The sequence below is a fragment of the Pseudomonas sp. GZD-222 genome (genome assembly GCF_049310525.1).
Lineage (GTDB): Bacteria > Pseudomonadota > Gammaproteobacteria > Pseudomonadales > Pseudomonadaceae > Aquipseudomonas.
This window is the reverse complement of sequence record NZ_JBMOWO010000116.1, coordinates 73,116-85,999: the sequence shown is the minus strand read 5'-3', so window position 1 is coordinate 85,999 and position 12,884 is coordinate 73,116. Positions and strand designations below refer to the sequence as shown.

19 protein-coding genes and 2 tRNA genes are annotated in these 12,884 nt (G+C 55.9%); 11 read left to right on the top strand and 10 right to left on the bottom strand.

The window, feature by feature from the left end:
* Nucleotides 1-78: 78 nt before the first annotated feature.
* Nucleotides 79-255 (bottom strand): hypothetical protein, encoded by a 177-nt coding sequence (locus ACO6VD_RS22490; RefSeq protein WP_400173622.1) that lies wholly within the window; start codon nt 253-255, stop codon nt 79-81.
* A gap of 161 nt (nt 256-416) precedes the next feature.
* On the opposite strand from ACO6VD_RS22490, the gene ACO6VD_RS22485 reads away from it, so the two are divergent.
* Complete coding sequence (locus ACO6VD_RS22485; protein ID WP_422422205.1) at nt 417-1,163, top strand: peptidase C39 family protein; 747 nt, start codon at nt 417-419, stop codon at nt 1,161-1,163.
* Between the two features lie 21 nt (nt 1,164-1,184).
* On the opposite strand, the gene ACO6VD_RS22480 is transcribed toward ACO6VD_RS22485, so the two are convergent.
* Complete coding sequence (locus tag ACO6VD_RS22480) at nt 1,185-2,468, bottom strand: NAD(P)/FAD-dependent oxidoreductase (protein ID WP_400173624.1); 1,284 nt, start codon at nt 2,466-2,468, stop codon at nt 1,185-1,187.
* Nucleotides 2,469-2,655: 187 nt separating this feature from the next.
* On the opposite strand from ACO6VD_RS22480, the gene ACO6VD_RS22475 reads away from it, so the two are divergent.
* The 6 genes from ACO6VD_RS22475 to ACO6VD_RS22450 all read left to right on the top strand — a co-directional run bounded on the left by ACO6VD_RS22475 (nt 2,656) and on the right by ACO6VD_RS22450 (nt 5,003).
* Nucleotides 2,656-2,732: transfer RNA gene (locus tag ACO6VD_RS22475), tRNA-Val, on the top strand.
* A gap of 177 nt (nt 2,733-2,909) precedes the next feature.
* Nucleotides 2,910-3,347: a hypothetical protein gene (locus ACO6VD_RS22470; RefSeq protein ID WP_422422204.1), complete on the top strand. Its 438-nt coding sequence runs from the start codon at nt 2,910-2,912 to the stop codon at nt 3,345-3,347.
* 144 nt (nt 3,348-3,491) lie between these two features.
* A tRNA-Val gene (locus ACO6VD_RS22465) sits at nt 3,492-3,568 on the top strand.
* Between the two features lie 181 nt (nt 3,569-3,749).
* Nucleotides 3,750-4,319 carry an SPOR domain-containing protein gene (locus ACO6VD_RS22460; RefSeq protein ID WP_422422203.1) on the top strand — a complete coding sequence of 190 codons (570 nt, stop codon included), beginning with the start codon at nt 3,750-3,752 and terminating at the stop codon, nt 4,317-4,319.
* A 53-nt stretch (nt 4,320-4,372) separates the two neighbouring features.
* Nucleotides 4,373-4,564 carry a hypothetical protein gene (locus ACO6VD_RS22455; RefSeq protein ID WP_422422202.1) on the top strand — a complete coding sequence of 64 codons (192 nt, stop codon included), beginning with the start codon at nt 4,373-4,375 and terminating at the stop codon, nt 4,562-4,564.
* 13 nt (nt 4,565-4,577) lie between these two features.
* Nucleotides 4,578-5,003, top strand: a complete 426-nt coding sequence (locus ACO6VD_RS22450) for a GTP pyrophosphokinase (protein ID WP_422422201.1) — start codon at nt 4,578-4,580, stop codon at nt 5,001-5,003.
* Between the two features lie 3 nt (nt 5,004-5,006).
* On the opposite strand, the gene ACO6VD_RS22445 is transcribed toward ACO6VD_RS22450, so the two are convergent.
* Nucleotides 5,007-5,363: an endonuclease gene (locus ACO6VD_RS22445; RefSeq protein WP_422422209.1), complete on the bottom strand. Its 357-nt coding sequence runs from the start codon at nt 5,361-5,363 to the stop codon at nt 5,007-5,009.
* A gap of 205 nt (nt 5,364-5,568) precedes the next feature.
* Nucleotides 5,569-6,045 carry a helix-turn-helix domain-containing protein gene (locus tag ACO6VD_RS22440; protein ID WP_422422200.1) on the bottom strand — a complete coding sequence of 159 codons (477 nt, stop codon included), beginning with the start codon at nt 6,043-6,045 and terminating at the stop codon, nt 5,569-5,571.
* A 1,074-nt stretch (nt 6,046-7,119) separates the two neighbouring features.
* On the opposite strand from ACO6VD_RS22440, the gene ACO6VD_RS22435 reads away from it, so the two are divergent.
* The 4 genes from ACO6VD_RS22435 (at nt 7,120) to ACO6VD_RS22420 (ending at nt 9,071) form a co-directional block, all read left to right on the top strand.
* Nucleotides 7,120-7,386, top strand: coding sequence for an antitoxin VbhA family protein (locus ACO6VD_RS22435; protein ID WP_422422199.1), 267 nt, complete (start codon nt 7,120-7,122; stop codon nt 7,384-7,386).
* 96 nt (nt 7,387-7,482) lie between these two features.
* The gene (locus ACO6VD_RS22430) at nt 7,483-8,211 is read left to right on the top strand and encodes a metallophosphoesterase family protein (RefSeq protein WP_422422198.1); all 729 of its coding nucleotides are present in this window, start codon (nt 7,483-7,485) and stop codon (nt 8,209-8,211) included.
* Between the two features lie 109 nt (nt 8,212-8,320).
* A complete protein-coding gene (locus tag ACO6VD_RS22425) occupies nt 8,321-8,662 on the top strand; it encodes a hypothetical protein (protein ID WP_422422197.1) in 342 nt (113 codons plus the stop codon).
* 40 nt (nt 8,663-8,702) lie between these two features.
* A complete protein-coding gene (locus ACO6VD_RS22420) occupies nt 8,703-9,071 on the top strand; it encodes a hypothetical protein (protein WP_422422196.1) in 369 nt (122 codons plus the stop codon).
* Nucleotides 9,072-9,192: 121 nt separating this feature from the next.
* On the opposite strand, the gene ACO6VD_RS22415 is transcribed toward ACO6VD_RS22420, so the two are convergent.
* The 6 genes from ACO6VD_RS22415 to ACO6VD_RS22390 all read right to left on the bottom strand — a co-directional run bounded on the left by ACO6VD_RS22415 (nt 9,193) and on the right by ACO6VD_RS22390 (nt 12,858).
* Nucleotides 9,193-9,510 (bottom strand): hypothetical protein, encoded by a 318-nt coding sequence (locus tag ACO6VD_RS22415; protein ID WP_422422195.1) that lies wholly within the window; start codon nt 9,508-9,510, stop codon nt 9,193-9,195.
* A gap of 328 nt (nt 9,511-9,838) precedes the next feature.
* The gene (locus ACO6VD_RS22410) at nt 9,839-10,303 is read right to left on the bottom strand and encodes a hemerythrin domain-containing protein (RefSeq protein WP_422422194.1); all 465 of its coding nucleotides are present in this window, start codon (nt 10,301-10,303) and stop codon (nt 9,839-9,841) included.
* A gap of 101 nt (nt 10,304-10,404) precedes the next feature.
* On the bottom strand, nt 10,405-10,848 hold the full coding sequence (locus ACO6VD_RS22405; protein WP_422422193.1) for a DUF421 domain-containing protein: 444 nt from the start codon (nt 10,846-10,848) through the stop codon (nt 10,405-10,407).
* Between the two features lie 9 nt (nt 10,849-10,857).
* A complete protein-coding gene (locus ACO6VD_RS22400) occupies nt 10,858-11,310 on the bottom strand; it encodes a hypothetical protein (RefSeq protein WP_422422192.1) in 453 nt (150 codons plus the stop codon).
* A 40-nt stretch (nt 11,311-11,350) separates the two neighbouring features.
* A complete protein-coding gene (locus ACO6VD_RS22395; protein WP_422422191.1) occupies nt 11,351-11,878 on the bottom strand; it encodes a CinA family protein in 528 nt (175 codons plus the stop codon).
* Between the two features lie 440 nt (nt 11,879-12,318).
* Nucleotides 12,319-12,858: a type 1 glutamine amidotransferase domain-containing protein gene (locus ACO6VD_RS22390; protein WP_422422190.1), complete on the bottom strand. Its 540-nt coding sequence runs from the start codon at nt 12,856-12,858 to the stop codon at nt 12,319-12,321.
* Between the last annotated feature and the right edge of the window lie 26 nt (nt 12,859-12,884).

Here is a 12,884-nt window from a genome sequence, read left to right as displayed (position 1 = left end):
AAATCACCCCCTACCCCCCCCCCCCCCCCCCCCCCCTTCCCCTCCCCCCCCCCCCCCCCCCCCGATGCTGTTCAGGAATCAATGCGCATTGGCATGCCGACGGCTACGACGCGTCGGCACCGCCTCACTGGTTTTCTTCGGCAAGGTATGATGCGGGTGATGGCGGCGGGCAATCCGCAGCACGCCCCAGAGCATGGCTGCGGCGACGCTCAACCAGGCGCCGACCAGCATGAAGATTGCCATTGTCAGGCTCATGTATGCCTCCTCAGGTCCCCGACCAGCCCATGATGCTGGCCACGCGGACACCCCTAGAGTCTAGCCGAAGCCATGTTGCAGGCTATTGACCGATGGTCCAAGTCCTTGGGCCGCTTTGTTCTAAGCCGTCTCCCCACTATACCCACGCGGCCTGCCGGCCTATGATCGCACCCCAGGGCCGGGCGCTGTCTGCCGGGCATCAGCACAAGCGAGTGTTCATGCTGCCACTGTCTACCTCATTCACTTCGGTTACCCCGCGTCGCCTGCTGGTGGCCTGCGCGATGGCGCTGGCCCTGGCCGGTTGCGCGAGTGAAGCGCCATTGCCCAGCAAAGATGGCTTGGCGCAGCGCGTGGAAATCGGCTCGGTGCCGTTCTATCGCGGCAATGCCAACCAGAGTGCGCCCATGGCGTTGGCGGCATTGCTGTCGCAGCAGGGCGTACGCATCACGCCAGGTCTGCTCGAACAATCCCTGGGGCTGCCCAAAGGCGTGGATAAACTCCAGGACTCGATGCAGAACACCGCCCGTGAATACGGCATGGTGGTCTACCCGCTGGAGCCAAAGCTGGGCGCGCTGCTGACCCAGGTGGCCGCTGGTAATCCGGTGCTGTTGCGCTTCGAAGAGGGTTCAACCTTCTGGGGTGAGCCGCGCTATGCCTTGCTGATCGGCTACGACCGCTACAAAGAGCGAGTATTGCTGCGTTCGGGAATGAATCGACGCCTGTTGATGGACTTCGACGACTTCACATCGGCGTGGAAAAAGCAGGGGAGTTGGGCGGTGCTGGTGCAGCAGCCGGGCCAGTTGCCAGCCCAGGTTGACCGTCAGCGTTGGCTGAAGGCGGCCAATGACCTGGCCCAGGCGGGCCAGGAACAAGCGGCCCGGCAGGCCGTCAGCGCCTTGGGGCAGTGACGGCACCGGCCGGGCCTGGGCTTAGAATCCCAGACGGTCGCGCAGGCTGTAGTACCAGGCGCCGATGGCGCTGAACGGTACGCGCAGCATCTGGCCACCCGGGAACGGGTAGTGCGGCAGTTCGGCGAAGGCGTCGAAACGCTCGGCCTGACCACGCAGGGCCTCGGCCAGCACCTTGCCCGCCAGGTGGGTGTAGGTGACGCCGTGGCCACTGCAACCCTGGGAGTAGTAGATGTTGTCGCCCAGACGGCCGACCTGCGGCAGACGCGACAGGGTCAGCAGGAAGTTGCCGGTCCAGGCGTAGTCGATCTTCACGTCCTTGAGCTGTGGGAAAGCCTTGAGCATTTTCGGACGGATGATCGCTTCGATGTTCGCTGGATCACGGGCACCGTAGACGACGCCACCACCGAAGATCAGGCGCTTGTCGCCCGTTAGGCGGTAGTAGTCGAGCAGGTAGTTGCAGTCTTCGACGCAGTAGTCTTGCGGCAGCAGGCTGCGCGCCAGGTCGTCGCCCAGCGGCTCGGTGGTGATCACCTGGGTGCCGCACGGCATGGACTTGGCCGCCAGCTCCGGCACCAGGCCGCCCAGGTAGGCGTTACCGGCAACGATGACGAACTTGGCGCGCACTTTACCTTGTGGGGTGTGCACCACCGGGTTGGCGCCACGCTCGATGCGTACTGCCGGGGACTGCTCGTAGATCTTGCCGCCCAGTGACTCGACCGCAGCGGCTTCGCCCAGGGCCAGGTTCAGCGGGTGGATGTGGCCGCCGCTCATGTCGAGCATGCCGCCCAGGTACTGATCGCAGTCGACCACTTCACGAATGCGCTTCTGGTCCATCAGTTCCAGCTGGGTGTGGCCGTAGCGTTCCCACAGGCGCTTTTGCGACTCCAGGTGACCCATTTGCTTGGCGGTCAGGGCGGCGAATACACCGCCGTCCTTCAGGTCGCACTGGATGTTGTACTTGGCCACGCGCTCACGGATGATGCGCCCGCCTTCGAAGGCCATCTGGCCGAGCAACTGGGCCTGTTTAGGGCCGACGGTGCGCTCGATGACGTCGATGTCGCGGCTATAACTGTTGACGATCTGGCCACCGTTACGGCCCGATGCGCCGAAACCGACTTTGGCGGCTTCCAGCACGGTCACACTGAAGCCCGCTTCCAGCAGGAACAGGGCGCTGGACAGACCGGTGTAGCCGGCGCCGATCACGCAGACATCGGTCTGAACCTCTTCCTGCAGCGCCGGGCGCGGCGGTACCGGATTGGCCGATGCGGCGTAGTAGGACTGAGGGTAGGGGGTATTGGCCATGCTGCGAAACCTCTGTTTTATATTTTTTACGACTGTACCGATGCTATCAATAATAATAAACACCCGCTAGTCGTGTGTTGAAAATCCTTTACCCCCCGTTTTCACAAATACGTTTGATATTCAGTGGCTTAGGCTGAAAAAAAGAGTTGACACTGTCTGCCGATTCCGTAGAATGCCGCCACACAGCAGGCACATAGCTCAGTTGGTTAGAGCACCACCTTGACATGGTGGGGGTCGTTGGTTCGAGTCCAATTGTGCCTACCACATCAAATCCGCCCCTGCTGGCGGTGCCAAAAAGGCGATCCGAAAGGGTCGCCTTTTTTGTTTCTGCAGTTCCGTCCCGCCAGGGACCGGCCATCCGAAGAACAGCCCAAACAGACAGCAACGCTAGAATTAACTGGGGGATAACTTTCATGCGTACTGCTTGTAAGGAGTCCTACGATGAAGATTCTATCTTCCCTGGTGCTGGTGTTGGCCGCTGGGTGGATCTCAGGTTGTGCTACAGGGCCTGATCATCAGGTAGTCAGCGTTCCGCTGAATGCTACCCACTACAACGCCGGGCATATTGCCCATGCCACTCTGGTACCGATGGGTAACGAGACGGGGATTCGGATCGCTGTCAGCGGTGTGCCCGATTCAACGACACTTCCTGCTCGACTGTTTACCTATCTCTATGCGGGTGGTTGCGATGGTTTGAGTGGCAAGCCCGCTTTCTCGATGAATGAAATCGTCCGTTCAGATCTCCATGGGCCTGGCATGGAGCTCGTCAAGGTTGCGCCTTTGCCGCTCAACAGCCTGCGCTCGGGCAAGTATGCCCTGGTGGTGCGCGGTAGTGCGGCAGACGGTAATCACAATCTGTTCTGTGCCAATGTCATCTAGTGTTCTTGCATGACTTCGTGCCCGCTCGGTGCGCGGGCGCGAAGGAGCAGGCCGGGGTTTTCAGCGAAAGACTAAAGTTGCTGATTTTTTTATGAAATTTAGCTTTACGACAAGTGGTTATCTGCGTATTATGCGCCCCACAGCAGGCACATAGCTCAGTTGGTTAGAGCACCACCTTGACATGGTGGGGGTCGTTGGTTCGAGTCCAATTGTGCCTACCAAATCTCGACAGAAAGGGCGATCCGAAAGGATCGCCCTTTTTGCATTTGCAATTCTGCTTTCACCGAACCTTGAAGACACAAGCTGGCCTTGCCGGCGATAGGGCCCTCAAGGTCATCGATTGTAACCTTTGCCGTGCCTGGCAATGCTAAAATCCGCCGCTTGTATCCAGGAGATAGACGCGTGCGCAAAGTGGCGATGGTAATGGCAGTACTGGCTCTGGCCGGCTGCGAAAATGCAGTCGAAGGCGTGCACAAGCAAATTGCCGAGCAGTTGCCCAACCCCAAGACGGCCAAGTTCGGCAATGTGCGAATCGACAAGCAGGGCACTATCTGCGGTCAGGTACGCAGCAAAGATGACGCCGGCACCTTCCTGCCTTACCGCAGCTATGTAGCCTTCAAGCAGGGCGAGAGTTACGACATCGTCCTCGCCGACAAGGGCAGCAACCTGCGCATTCGCGAAGCCTGCGGTGGTGCCGAGCTGCAGCGCAGTGCCGAGGCAGCTGCGGATAAACCTGCCCCCGAGGGCTGGGATGTCGAAATCGTGCAAGGTGCGAACATGGGCGCGCTGAGCGACATGACTGCACGCCTGATCGAAAAGCAGATCCCGTCGTCGGTGGTGTACCGCGACGGTAAACCTGTGGTGCTGCTTGGTCCGTTCCCGAGCAAGGCCGAAGCTGAAGCCAGGCAGGCCGATGTGATGGCGCGCCTGGGCACTGACTCCATCGTCATCCAGCACGACGCGCCGCGCTAGCCAGCAGCTTTCCCGGCCCCGTACACTCACGGCTCTACGCAAGGAGAGCCGTGATGAAGGAAGCATCCCCCGCCATTACCCTGCAGCGCGCCGAACTGACCGTCTATACCGACAATGAACCGGCGCTGGCGCTTTACCGACGCCATGGCTTTGAAGTCGAAGGACAATTGCGTGACTATGCTATGCGAGATGGCAGGTTGACGGATGTCTACAGCATGGCGCGCCTCAACCGGCGCGAACCTTGAGCAGGAGGTCCTTATGTCTACGCTGGAGCGGGCCATTGCGGTGGCAGCCAGGGCACACGAGGGGCAGCGTGACAAAGGCGGCGCAGCCTATATCCTGCACCCGTTGCGGGTCATGCTGCAGGTCTCGACCGTCGAGCAGCGCATCGTCGCGGTACTGCACGATGTGCTCGAAGACTCACCCATGACCCTGGCGGACCTGGCCCGTGAGGGCTTTGCCCTGAAGATCCTGGCGGCGGTGCAGGCGCTGAGCCGCCGCGATGAGGAAAGCTACGAGGCATTTGTCATCCGCCTCGGCGGCGACCCGTTGGCGCGGGTGGTCAAGCTCGCCGACCTTGCCGACAACAGCGACCTCTCGCGCATCGCCATGCCCGGCCCTGAAGACATGGCGCGTCTGGCCCGTTACCAGCAAGCCAGCGCCTACCTGCAGGCGCTGGCGTGAGGGTCAGCCGCAGGCGCTGAGGTTCACCGGGCCGACAAATTCATTGCCGTGGCCCATCACACAGGCCACCCGCTGATTGCGCTGGCGCTCCCAGGGCTGCGGCGGGTAGGTCTTGTTCCAGGCTTCATACAGCTGGCGGTCCTGTTTCGACAGCTTGAGGCTGTACTGCTTGCTCATATAGAAGTAGGTGCGCGCGATCATCCCGCGGATCGAGGGGCGCGGCATGACCTTCTTGGCCTTGAAGTCGACCTGGGTCAGGCACGAGCCGTACTGCCCGCGCTGCTCGGGCAGCCAGCCGAAACTGAAGTTGCTGCGGTCACCGTTGACCTTCTTATACCACACGACCGTTTGATGACAAATGCAGGAAGGGCATGAAAGCTATCTTAAATTCAGTAAGTTGCGATGGCCCCCTCAGCCTGATTGCTCAGCGCTCAGCGTGTCAACATTGACATTTGAGGTGCAAAAGCCCATTTGTCGTCGGGAGAGTGGTAGGCAAATTGAGCAAGCAGAATTGGAGTTGTGACAAGGGGAGTTAGTCTGCTAGTGGGGGGGCATGATGCGAATGCTATCCCCTCGCCCGAATCCTTTTGCAATATCTGGACACAGTGGCCGGACTGAGCTCAAGATTTTCAGCGATACTCTTTTGATCCAAGCCCGTTTGTAGAAGGGCTGCAATCTTTTCTTCAGTCAGTCTCTGACGCGATTCATTTGATAGACCTTCTGCCGTCTGCGTTCGATCAACCTCTTTCTGAAATGCTTCGAGCAACCCGTTTTGGGTGAGGAGGGTGGTCTGCGTAAGAGCTCCCTCTAGCGTTTCCTGAACACCTTGTCCACTCCGGACTGATTCGCACAAAGCGATGATCACAAGTGGTTCAACCTGCAGAACAGCAGCAATGGCAACGAGTTTATCTAACGTAACGCTTGAGTTTCCGTTCTCAAGCCAGCTCGTGTAGTGACGACCCATAGCTTCAGAAAATTCATCCTGACTCATGCCCTTTGCTTTTCGCAGAGCTCGCAGCGTGACGCCGAAGGCGCGCCTCATTGACATCGTCCATCCCCAAAAGGAAGGGATAAAGCCATGTTGCTTTGATTTCATCGACCGCATATACTGGTCATGTGAAATTAATAGTGTTTAAGGATGCAAATTTTCGATCTTGCACGGTCAACGCTCGTCTCGATTTCGACTCCCTTAAAACATTAGACATAAATTGACACTGTGACCAAGGAGGTGAGGGTTTGAGAATTCACTTGCTGTCAGACCTCCGCCTTGAGTTCCAGGATTTCTTGCCTGCTATGCGTGATGCGGATGTAGTCGTTTTGGCAGGGACATCAATTTTTTAGCCAAGGTGTGGAGCGAGCGCACAAGGTCTCCAATTTTCGCGTGATTTAAGTTGTTGGAAACAACGAGTACTAAATTTGCAGAGACCAATATATAGACCGATGGATTGACGGCACACGCACACGCATACGTCGATTATCAGAAGTGCATTATCGGTATTCCACATGCATCCAATCCGTGAGGCTATTATTTAAGAGCACTTGATTTTCATATGATCTAGTGCTGATGGTTTCAGGCTCAACGGCGCCCAAATAGTCTGGTATCCAGGAGTATTTTGTGTTTAGAACAAGCGAGAGTCAGGTGCAGGGCAGATTCAGAATGCCTGATGAAAACCTTCTGCTATGGAAATCCGTTGATCTAACTCACAATCAATATTCCTTTCTTGTCGAAGGAATTGGGTTCTTCGATGGGGCTCTCGGGCCAAGCATGCGACTCGTCAGCGACGCAGAATCGATTCAAACCATATGCCGTTCGGGAGATTCCGAATTTGTTTCTGTTAACAAGGTGTATCTCATCTCCCCACCGTGGATGAACCGGCAAGACCACCATCTAATGGAACCTCTTTCAGAAATCAGATTGCAAGACTCTGACACTGAATCACCGATCTATGAATTCGTAACTGTGACGGGCCAAACTTATATAAGTGTTCGCGAACCTCCACCGACCTGAGGTCAGGTCACAGGAATGGTCGATAAACCACGCTTCACAGTTAACGAGCGGGTGCAGTCACTGCCCGGATCCTCGTTTTGTGAAGGCTTAGGCTTCTGGAGATGCGACATGCAAATCGATGAGGATGAACTTGAGCGACGTCGCAAAGCTGTTGCCGCAGAAATCGGCTGTCAGGCACTCGAGGGAGTGAGGTATTCCGCTGAACAAATGGTCGGACTGCAACGCTATGTCAATGGCGAGGTTAGCCTCGACGAACTCCGTGCGGAGCTAATTGAACGTCTGAAACTGGAAGATGTGGGAATCGCAGATGAAGACGAAATGCGTCGAGCCTGGGTGACGTTGAGTGATTCGAATCTCTCGACCGTAGCCGGCTAAAGCCGAATGAGCGAAGTCTCGATCTCTTTTTGATTTGCTGTCCCATTTGGACGTATCGGAGACACGATCAGCGTTCAACAGGAACCAACTGATCCGATGAAAATTTTGATCTACTCAGATCTGCACCTGGAGTTCGCGGACTTCCATCCTCCTGCGACGGAGTGCGATTTGGTCGTGCTGGCCGGCGACATCTCTGTGCGTAGTCGCGGGGTAGCTTGGGCAAACGAGACGTTCAATTGCCCAGTGATCTATGCCTGTGGCAACCATGAGTACTACAAAGGCCATCTCGATCGAACGCTGACCAAGATGCGCGCTGCGGCTGCAGAGAATGTGCACGTACTGGACAATCAAACTCTCATCATCAGCGGCACCAGGTTTTTGGTAGCAACGGCGTGGACAGATTTCACTGCGACTGGGGACTACAACGCGGCGATGAGAGTGAGCGCCGAGTGGATGAACGACTTCAAGCGCATCCGCATCGGTGAGGGGTATAGCAAGCTTCGTCCTGTCGATCTAATCGCACGAAACATCATTACTCGTGAATTCTTGGCGACTGAGCTAGCTAAGCAATTCGACGGCAAGACGGTGGTGGTTACTCATCACTGCCCGATTCAGGATGTCGCGGGTGATGGTCACGAAGGCCACTTGGGCGCGGCTTACTTCAATCAGTGGCACGACTTGGTGGCTCAAGCTGATATGTGGGTATTTGGCCACACCCACCATGCCGTCGACACTGTCGTCTCGGGCTGCCGAGTCCTTTCGAATCCGCGAGGATATCCGGGTGAGCGTACTGGGTTCGTGCCGAATCTAGTGGTCGAAGTCTGATGAGATGAGTCCAGTCGTTCAGTCTTCTGCGCATGCAACTTGGGTCGATGGCGTCGACGTACTCGACTGCAAAAATCAATACGAGCTAGGCGAATACAAGAGGTTTCAAATGGTCAAACGCAGTGTACCGCTCGCCACACACAAACCCGTTGATACACCTCCGTCCGCTATTCCCAAGAGCGTAAGCAAAGCGATGCAGGCGGAGTTAAATCTCGAGATTACTGGTTACTTATCTTCCGTCGAGTATGGCCCGGGAGAGCGCTTTTTGAGAGGTGTAGTTTTTGGTGACCGAGAGAAACGCTTCGATGATGGGGAGCCGATTCGAACGTCCGTCATCATGACCTCCCAAGAGATTCAAGGATATCTGGTGGTGCAAACACTAAATAGCCTTTACGTCGTGTGTGACTGGGCAGGTGATGGCGCTCGCGGGTGCTCAAAGGCACTGCACTGATACAAAAACAGTTCTCTAATCGTTGTGGAGTCTCGGCCAGATGCCAGAAGTAATTACAGTTGAGTTTCACGGTAAGGAGGTGAGCGACTTTCAACTGAGTCGTTTAGTGCAAGCAAGCTTTCTCAAATACACGGTGCCCGTCACGGCGTTCATCAGCGATGCGCTGATCGCCGAAGATACATGCTTGGGGATTTCTTTCGACCACTCTGAGCGTGACGATGGGTACCACAAAGCGGATGGTTCGATCCTCCGCACAGGTAAAATCCAGGAAGCGAGGAAGGAAGGCCGGTTCTGGCTGCTCGAAACCCAAGACGGCAATTACGTCATAGCTAGCTTCAAGCGAAAACTCGGCAGAGCTAGCTTTCTCAAGCTTCTCAAGTCCGCTGATCGTTTGCAATTGACGGTATGAAAGCTCCACCAGCCCCAAAAAAGCGATTGCGATAGCGCTCTTAGGGCCTCATTCGACGCTTCAAAGCGGTGAGGAGCATTACTGCTGCCTATCTCCTTTGATCTGCAGCTACTGGATGTGTTCAAAAGCCACGATTCGTGCAGTAGCCGTAATCGTTCAGCAATTTCTGCAGAAACTCACGCCGCCTTTGAACAATGCTCAAAATGAGATAATCCCGGTCGGTGTCTTTCGTCGATAGGTGTCCAGCATCTACTAAGCCATGGATGTAGCCTTCGGCTTTGCCCCTTGCTTCCAGCAATGCCTCGATAGATGTGCTTTTGTAGATGTCGTCAGCGATGAGGTGCCACCGCTTCAATTGACTCCGACCGAGCAAGTCGTCTGAAAATTTTGGTGCGTTGATCAATGCGTGAAAATCGTTAGGTACGCTGGCTGTGCTCAAGGTGGGCTCTCAGAACAGTGATGTCTCAGCCGAGGCTATCATGAGCACACTAAACAACCTGTTGCTGGCTGGCCTATTGCTCACCGATCGAACGCTAGACATCAAGCTAGGCGCTAGCTCCAAGGCGACAGACAGACTGTCTGCTGCTTAGTAAAATTATTGGTGTGACATAATTATTGCCGAGCCATAATTTCAAATAATTCCACAGATCCATGATCCGGCTCTCGACTGTTTCTAGGGATATCCGAGATACGATCAACATCCATGCATGCGCATCCAGGTGCGCGCCTGCGCTGCCGGTCAGAACCGAATGCGACAGGCGCTTGTTTCAGGCGGCCCGTTGCTCGCCCTTGAGCGCTTTCTTATGCGCCTCCATGGTCTTCCCTAAATCTTCCAGAATGTCCTTGCCCAGGAGTTTCTTTGCGGTAGGGAACAGCTCGCCTTCCTCTTCCTCGATGTGATGCTCAAGGAGTTCCTTCATGACCTTAACGCGCCCGGCGAACTCAATGGTGCCGGTTTCGGTATGAAGCAGATCAGGGAGTACCAATGAATCGACGGTACGGTGCTCCTCCTTGGCTTCGTAATACATCTTCGCTTCTTCCTTGCCGCCGGCTTGCTTGATCGCCGGGTAGAGGATGTCCTCTTCCAATGCCGTGTGAATCTGTAGCTCTTGCTCAATTCGGTGCAAGAGTTCAGCACGCCTTTTCACGGCACGCTCCGTCGTGGAGGACAGTTCTTCCAGTAGCTTCTTTACCAGCTTGTGGTCTTGAACCAACATATCAATAGCGTTCATGCAGACACCTCATCGTGGATGGCTAAGCTCGGAGTTGCTTGGGGTTGAGTCGCTCCGTAGCAATTGGGTTCAACGCCGACGATGATTGGTATTTTCAGGAGTTATTCCTCGGGTATCACCGAGATCTTCCCATTGCGTTCGATAATGGCAAATTTGATCTGCTCTATTTTTTCGATCCCTTGGCTGTCACGTGCCGACTCAAGTATGTCGTCTTCCGTCAGGCGTGCTCGACGCATCCGGTGGTGTAAAAAACGTCCATGCTCGACGACCAGCGTTGCATGGCCATCCAGTAATCGGGCCAAGGGCTTGGAGTTCAGCTTCGCAAGTGAAAGGCCTACATCCAGTACGATCAGAGTCGAGATTACCAACATCGCGTTAGTGAAGGAAAAGTCGTCGCCCAACAAAGCCTGCTGTGTCGCCTCACCGATGATCAGCAACAGCACGAAATCAAAAGTCGTAAGGTCGGCAAGCGAGCGCCTACCAGCCACGCGGAACAACAGCATCAACGCAAGGTACATGGCTGCTGCGCGGAGGATCGAATCCATTACTCGCTCCTAAGGGAATAGGAAGGTGGAGAAGTGGACAGCGGTGGATGGGCCTGCGCTAACCACGCCGTCGAGCGTGCCTACGTAGTCGCTGCGCAATGTCAGGTAGAGGGTGGCTATACCATCGTCGCTGGTGCCCAACTGCAGCAAGATAGCCTTGCCCTGGGAGAGCGATACCTGCGGTGCCGGTTGCATGGTTTCAATGCTTGCTTCACGCAGCAGCGAACCGTCTAGTTGCACCATGATGGACTCACGAGCGTTACCACGTACCCTGATGATAAGGCTGTCAGTAGTGCCGCTGCGGCTTAGACGCTGATATTCCACCTGCAGCCGGCCATCCTCACTCATGACCTGAGCATCGCTGAGGGGGCCATTGCCAAACAATCCGGCCAGACCAAGCAGCGCAATGATCACGAGCACATACCAACCTACTCGTTCAAAGCGCCAAACGCGTTGCTGCATTGCCATGTCTTCCTGGACGGGGTGACTCCTGGATTCCAGCTCATCGTCCGCCATAGCCATTCCCCTCAGGCGCGCGCTCTCGGAGCCAACGCTCGTGATAGTGAGTAAGCTGGGTCAGCCCATAGAGAGCACCTTCCTGCATAACCTCCGATCGTTCTCCGACAAAACGCTGAGTATGGGTAAACACTACGATAGGCTCGCCAGCAAATGCCCAGGCAAAGCACAGGGTGCCGGGCAGAATTCCAGATTCAGGGTTAGGCCCAGCTCCCCCAGTAGTTGCAATAACTACATTGGCATCACTGTCCTTCAAAGCTCCTACAGCCATTTCCCAGGCCACCGCCTCGCTGGTCAGGCCATAACGCTCGATTGTCTCTGGATTTACCCCTAGAAGGCGTTTCTTGGCAGAGGGGGAATACACGACATAGCCGCTTTCCAGCACCTCCCCGGTACCTGGGCAAGCCGCGAGCAATGCAACGATGCAACCCGCTGTGCATGACTCCGCAGTTGTGAGCACCAGTTGGTGGTCTTTGAGGTAGCCGAGCACTGCCATCACAGGATCGCACGCCATTTTGGAATCGACTCAATGGGGCTTTTGTGGTGGACGTAGTTTGCACGCAATTGGTTCACCGCATTTTGTCCGTCGCGGCTTTGCCACTGACCTGAACTTTATTGCCCGTCATGACATCACTGTATGGAGGAGCCGAGCGCGGCACCCATCCACTGGTTAACGGAACAGAGTTGGGTAGGAAAGATGATGAAAAAACACACTGAAGATCAGACTAAAACAGACACACCGACAAAGCCGAACGGTGAAGAAGAGCGTGACAATGATGCGCATCGACCGGATGGCTCGTCAGGGACTGCTCACGATTCGACCGCACAGAAGACGGCCCGGCAAGAGCGGCATAGGAAGTCCTGAGACCCGCAAGGAAGAAGAACGGGATTAAGTATTGGCCCCCTATCGGTGCAGGGCACTACAAAGGGGGCCGTAACGACAATACGATAAACTCAGCCTGCCAAAGCCCTGATTAACTGCTCGTTGAAGGCGGGAATATCATCAGGCTGACGGCTGGTGATCAGGTTGCCATCCACCACGACCTCTTCATCCACCCAGATGCCGCCGGCGTTGCGAATATCGTCCTGCAATGTCTTGTAGCTGGTCATCCGCTTGCCTTTAGCCAGCCCGCTCGACACTAACAGCCATCCGCCGTGGCAGATCACCGCCAGCGGCTTACCAGCCGAATCATGGCTTTGCACCAGCTTCTGCGCACCTGGAATCAGCCGAATCGCGTCGGAGTTTTGCACTCCGCCGGGCAGAACAAGGGCATCGTATAGATCGAGGTGGGCACTTTCGAAAGTTGCATCCACTGCAAATTCGTCGGCCGGTTTGTCATGATTCCAGCCGCGTACCGTGCCTTCCTTGTCACCCAGAATATCGACCACAGCGCCGCTCTTCTCCAACGCTTCACGAGGGCCAGTCAGCTCCACTTGTTCGAAGCCATCGGTGACCAGAAAGGCCACGCGCTTGCCATTCAGTTGTGCACTCATTGTTGATCTCCTTTGTCATTCGATCG

What these genes read in the sequence shown, in the direction of transcription:
- ACO6VD_RS22490 (WP_400173622.1), bottom strand. Translation starts at nt 255, where the DNA reads ATGAGCCTGACAATGGCAATCTTCATGCTGGTCGGCGCCTGGTTGAGC.
- ACO6VD_RS22485 (WP_422422205.1), top strand. Translation starts at nt 417, where the DNA reads ATGATCGCACCCCAGGGCCGGGCGCTGTCTGCCGGGCATCAGCACAAG.
- ACO6VD_RS22480 (WP_400173624.1), bottom strand. Translation starts at nt 2,468, where the DNA reads ATGGCCAATACCCCCTACCCTCAGTCCTACTACGCCGCATCGGCCAAT.
- ACO6VD_RS22470 (WP_422422204.1), top strand. Translation starts at nt 2,910, where the DNA reads ATGAAGATTCTATCTTCCCTGGTGCTGGTGTTGGCCGCTGGGTGGATC.
- ACO6VD_RS22455 (WP_422422202.1), top strand. Translation starts at nt 4,373, where the DNA reads ATGAAGGAAGCATCCCCCGCCATTACCCTGCAGCGCGCCGAACTGACC.
- ACO6VD_RS22450 (WP_422422201.1), top strand. Translation starts at nt 4,578, where the DNA reads ATGTCTACGCTGGAGCGGGCCATTGCGGTGGCAGCCAGGGCACACGAG.
- ACO6VD_RS22440 (WP_422422200.1), bottom strand. Translation starts at nt 6,045, where the DNA reads ATGAGGCGCGCCTTCGGCGTCACGCTGCGAGCTCTGCGAAAAGCAAAG.
- ACO6VD_RS22435 (WP_422422199.1), top strand. Translation starts at nt 7,120, where the DNA reads ATGCAAATCGATGAGGATGAACTTGAGCGACGTCGCAAAGCTGTTGCC.
- ACO6VD_RS22430 (WP_422422198.1), top strand. Translation starts at nt 7,483, where the DNA reads ATGAAAATTTTGATCTACTCAGATCTGCACCTGGAGTTCGCGGACTTC.
- ACO6VD_RS22425 (WP_422422197.1), top strand. Translation starts at nt 8,321, where the DNA reads ATGGTCAAACGCAGTGTACCGCTCGCCACACACAAACCCGTTGATACA.
- ACO6VD_RS22420 (WP_422422196.1), top strand. Translation starts at nt 8,703, where the DNA reads ATGCCAGAAGTAATTACAGTTGAGTTTCACGGTAAGGAGGTGAGCGAC.
- ACO6VD_RS22410 (WP_422422194.1), bottom strand. Translation starts at nt 10,303, where the DNA reads ATGAACGCTATTGATATGTTGGTTCAAGACCACAAGCTGGTAAAGAAG.
- ACO6VD_RS22405 (WP_422422193.1), bottom strand. Translation starts at nt 10,848, where the DNA reads ATGGATTCGATCCTCCGCGCAGCAGCCATGTACCTTGCGTTGATGCTG.
- ACO6VD_RS22400 (WP_422422192.1), bottom strand. Translation starts at nt 11,310, where the DNA reads ATGCAGCAACGCGTTTGGCGCTTTGAACGAGTAGGTTGGTATGTGCTC.
- ACO6VD_RS22395 (WP_422422191.1), bottom strand. Translation starts at nt 11,878, where the DNA reads ATGGCGTGCGATCCTGTGATGGCAGTGCTCGGCTACCTCAAAGACCAC.
- ACO6VD_RS22390 (WP_422422190.1), bottom strand. Translation starts at nt 12,858, where the DNA reads ATGAGTGCACAACTGAATGGCAAGCGCGTGGCCTTTCTGGTCACCGAT.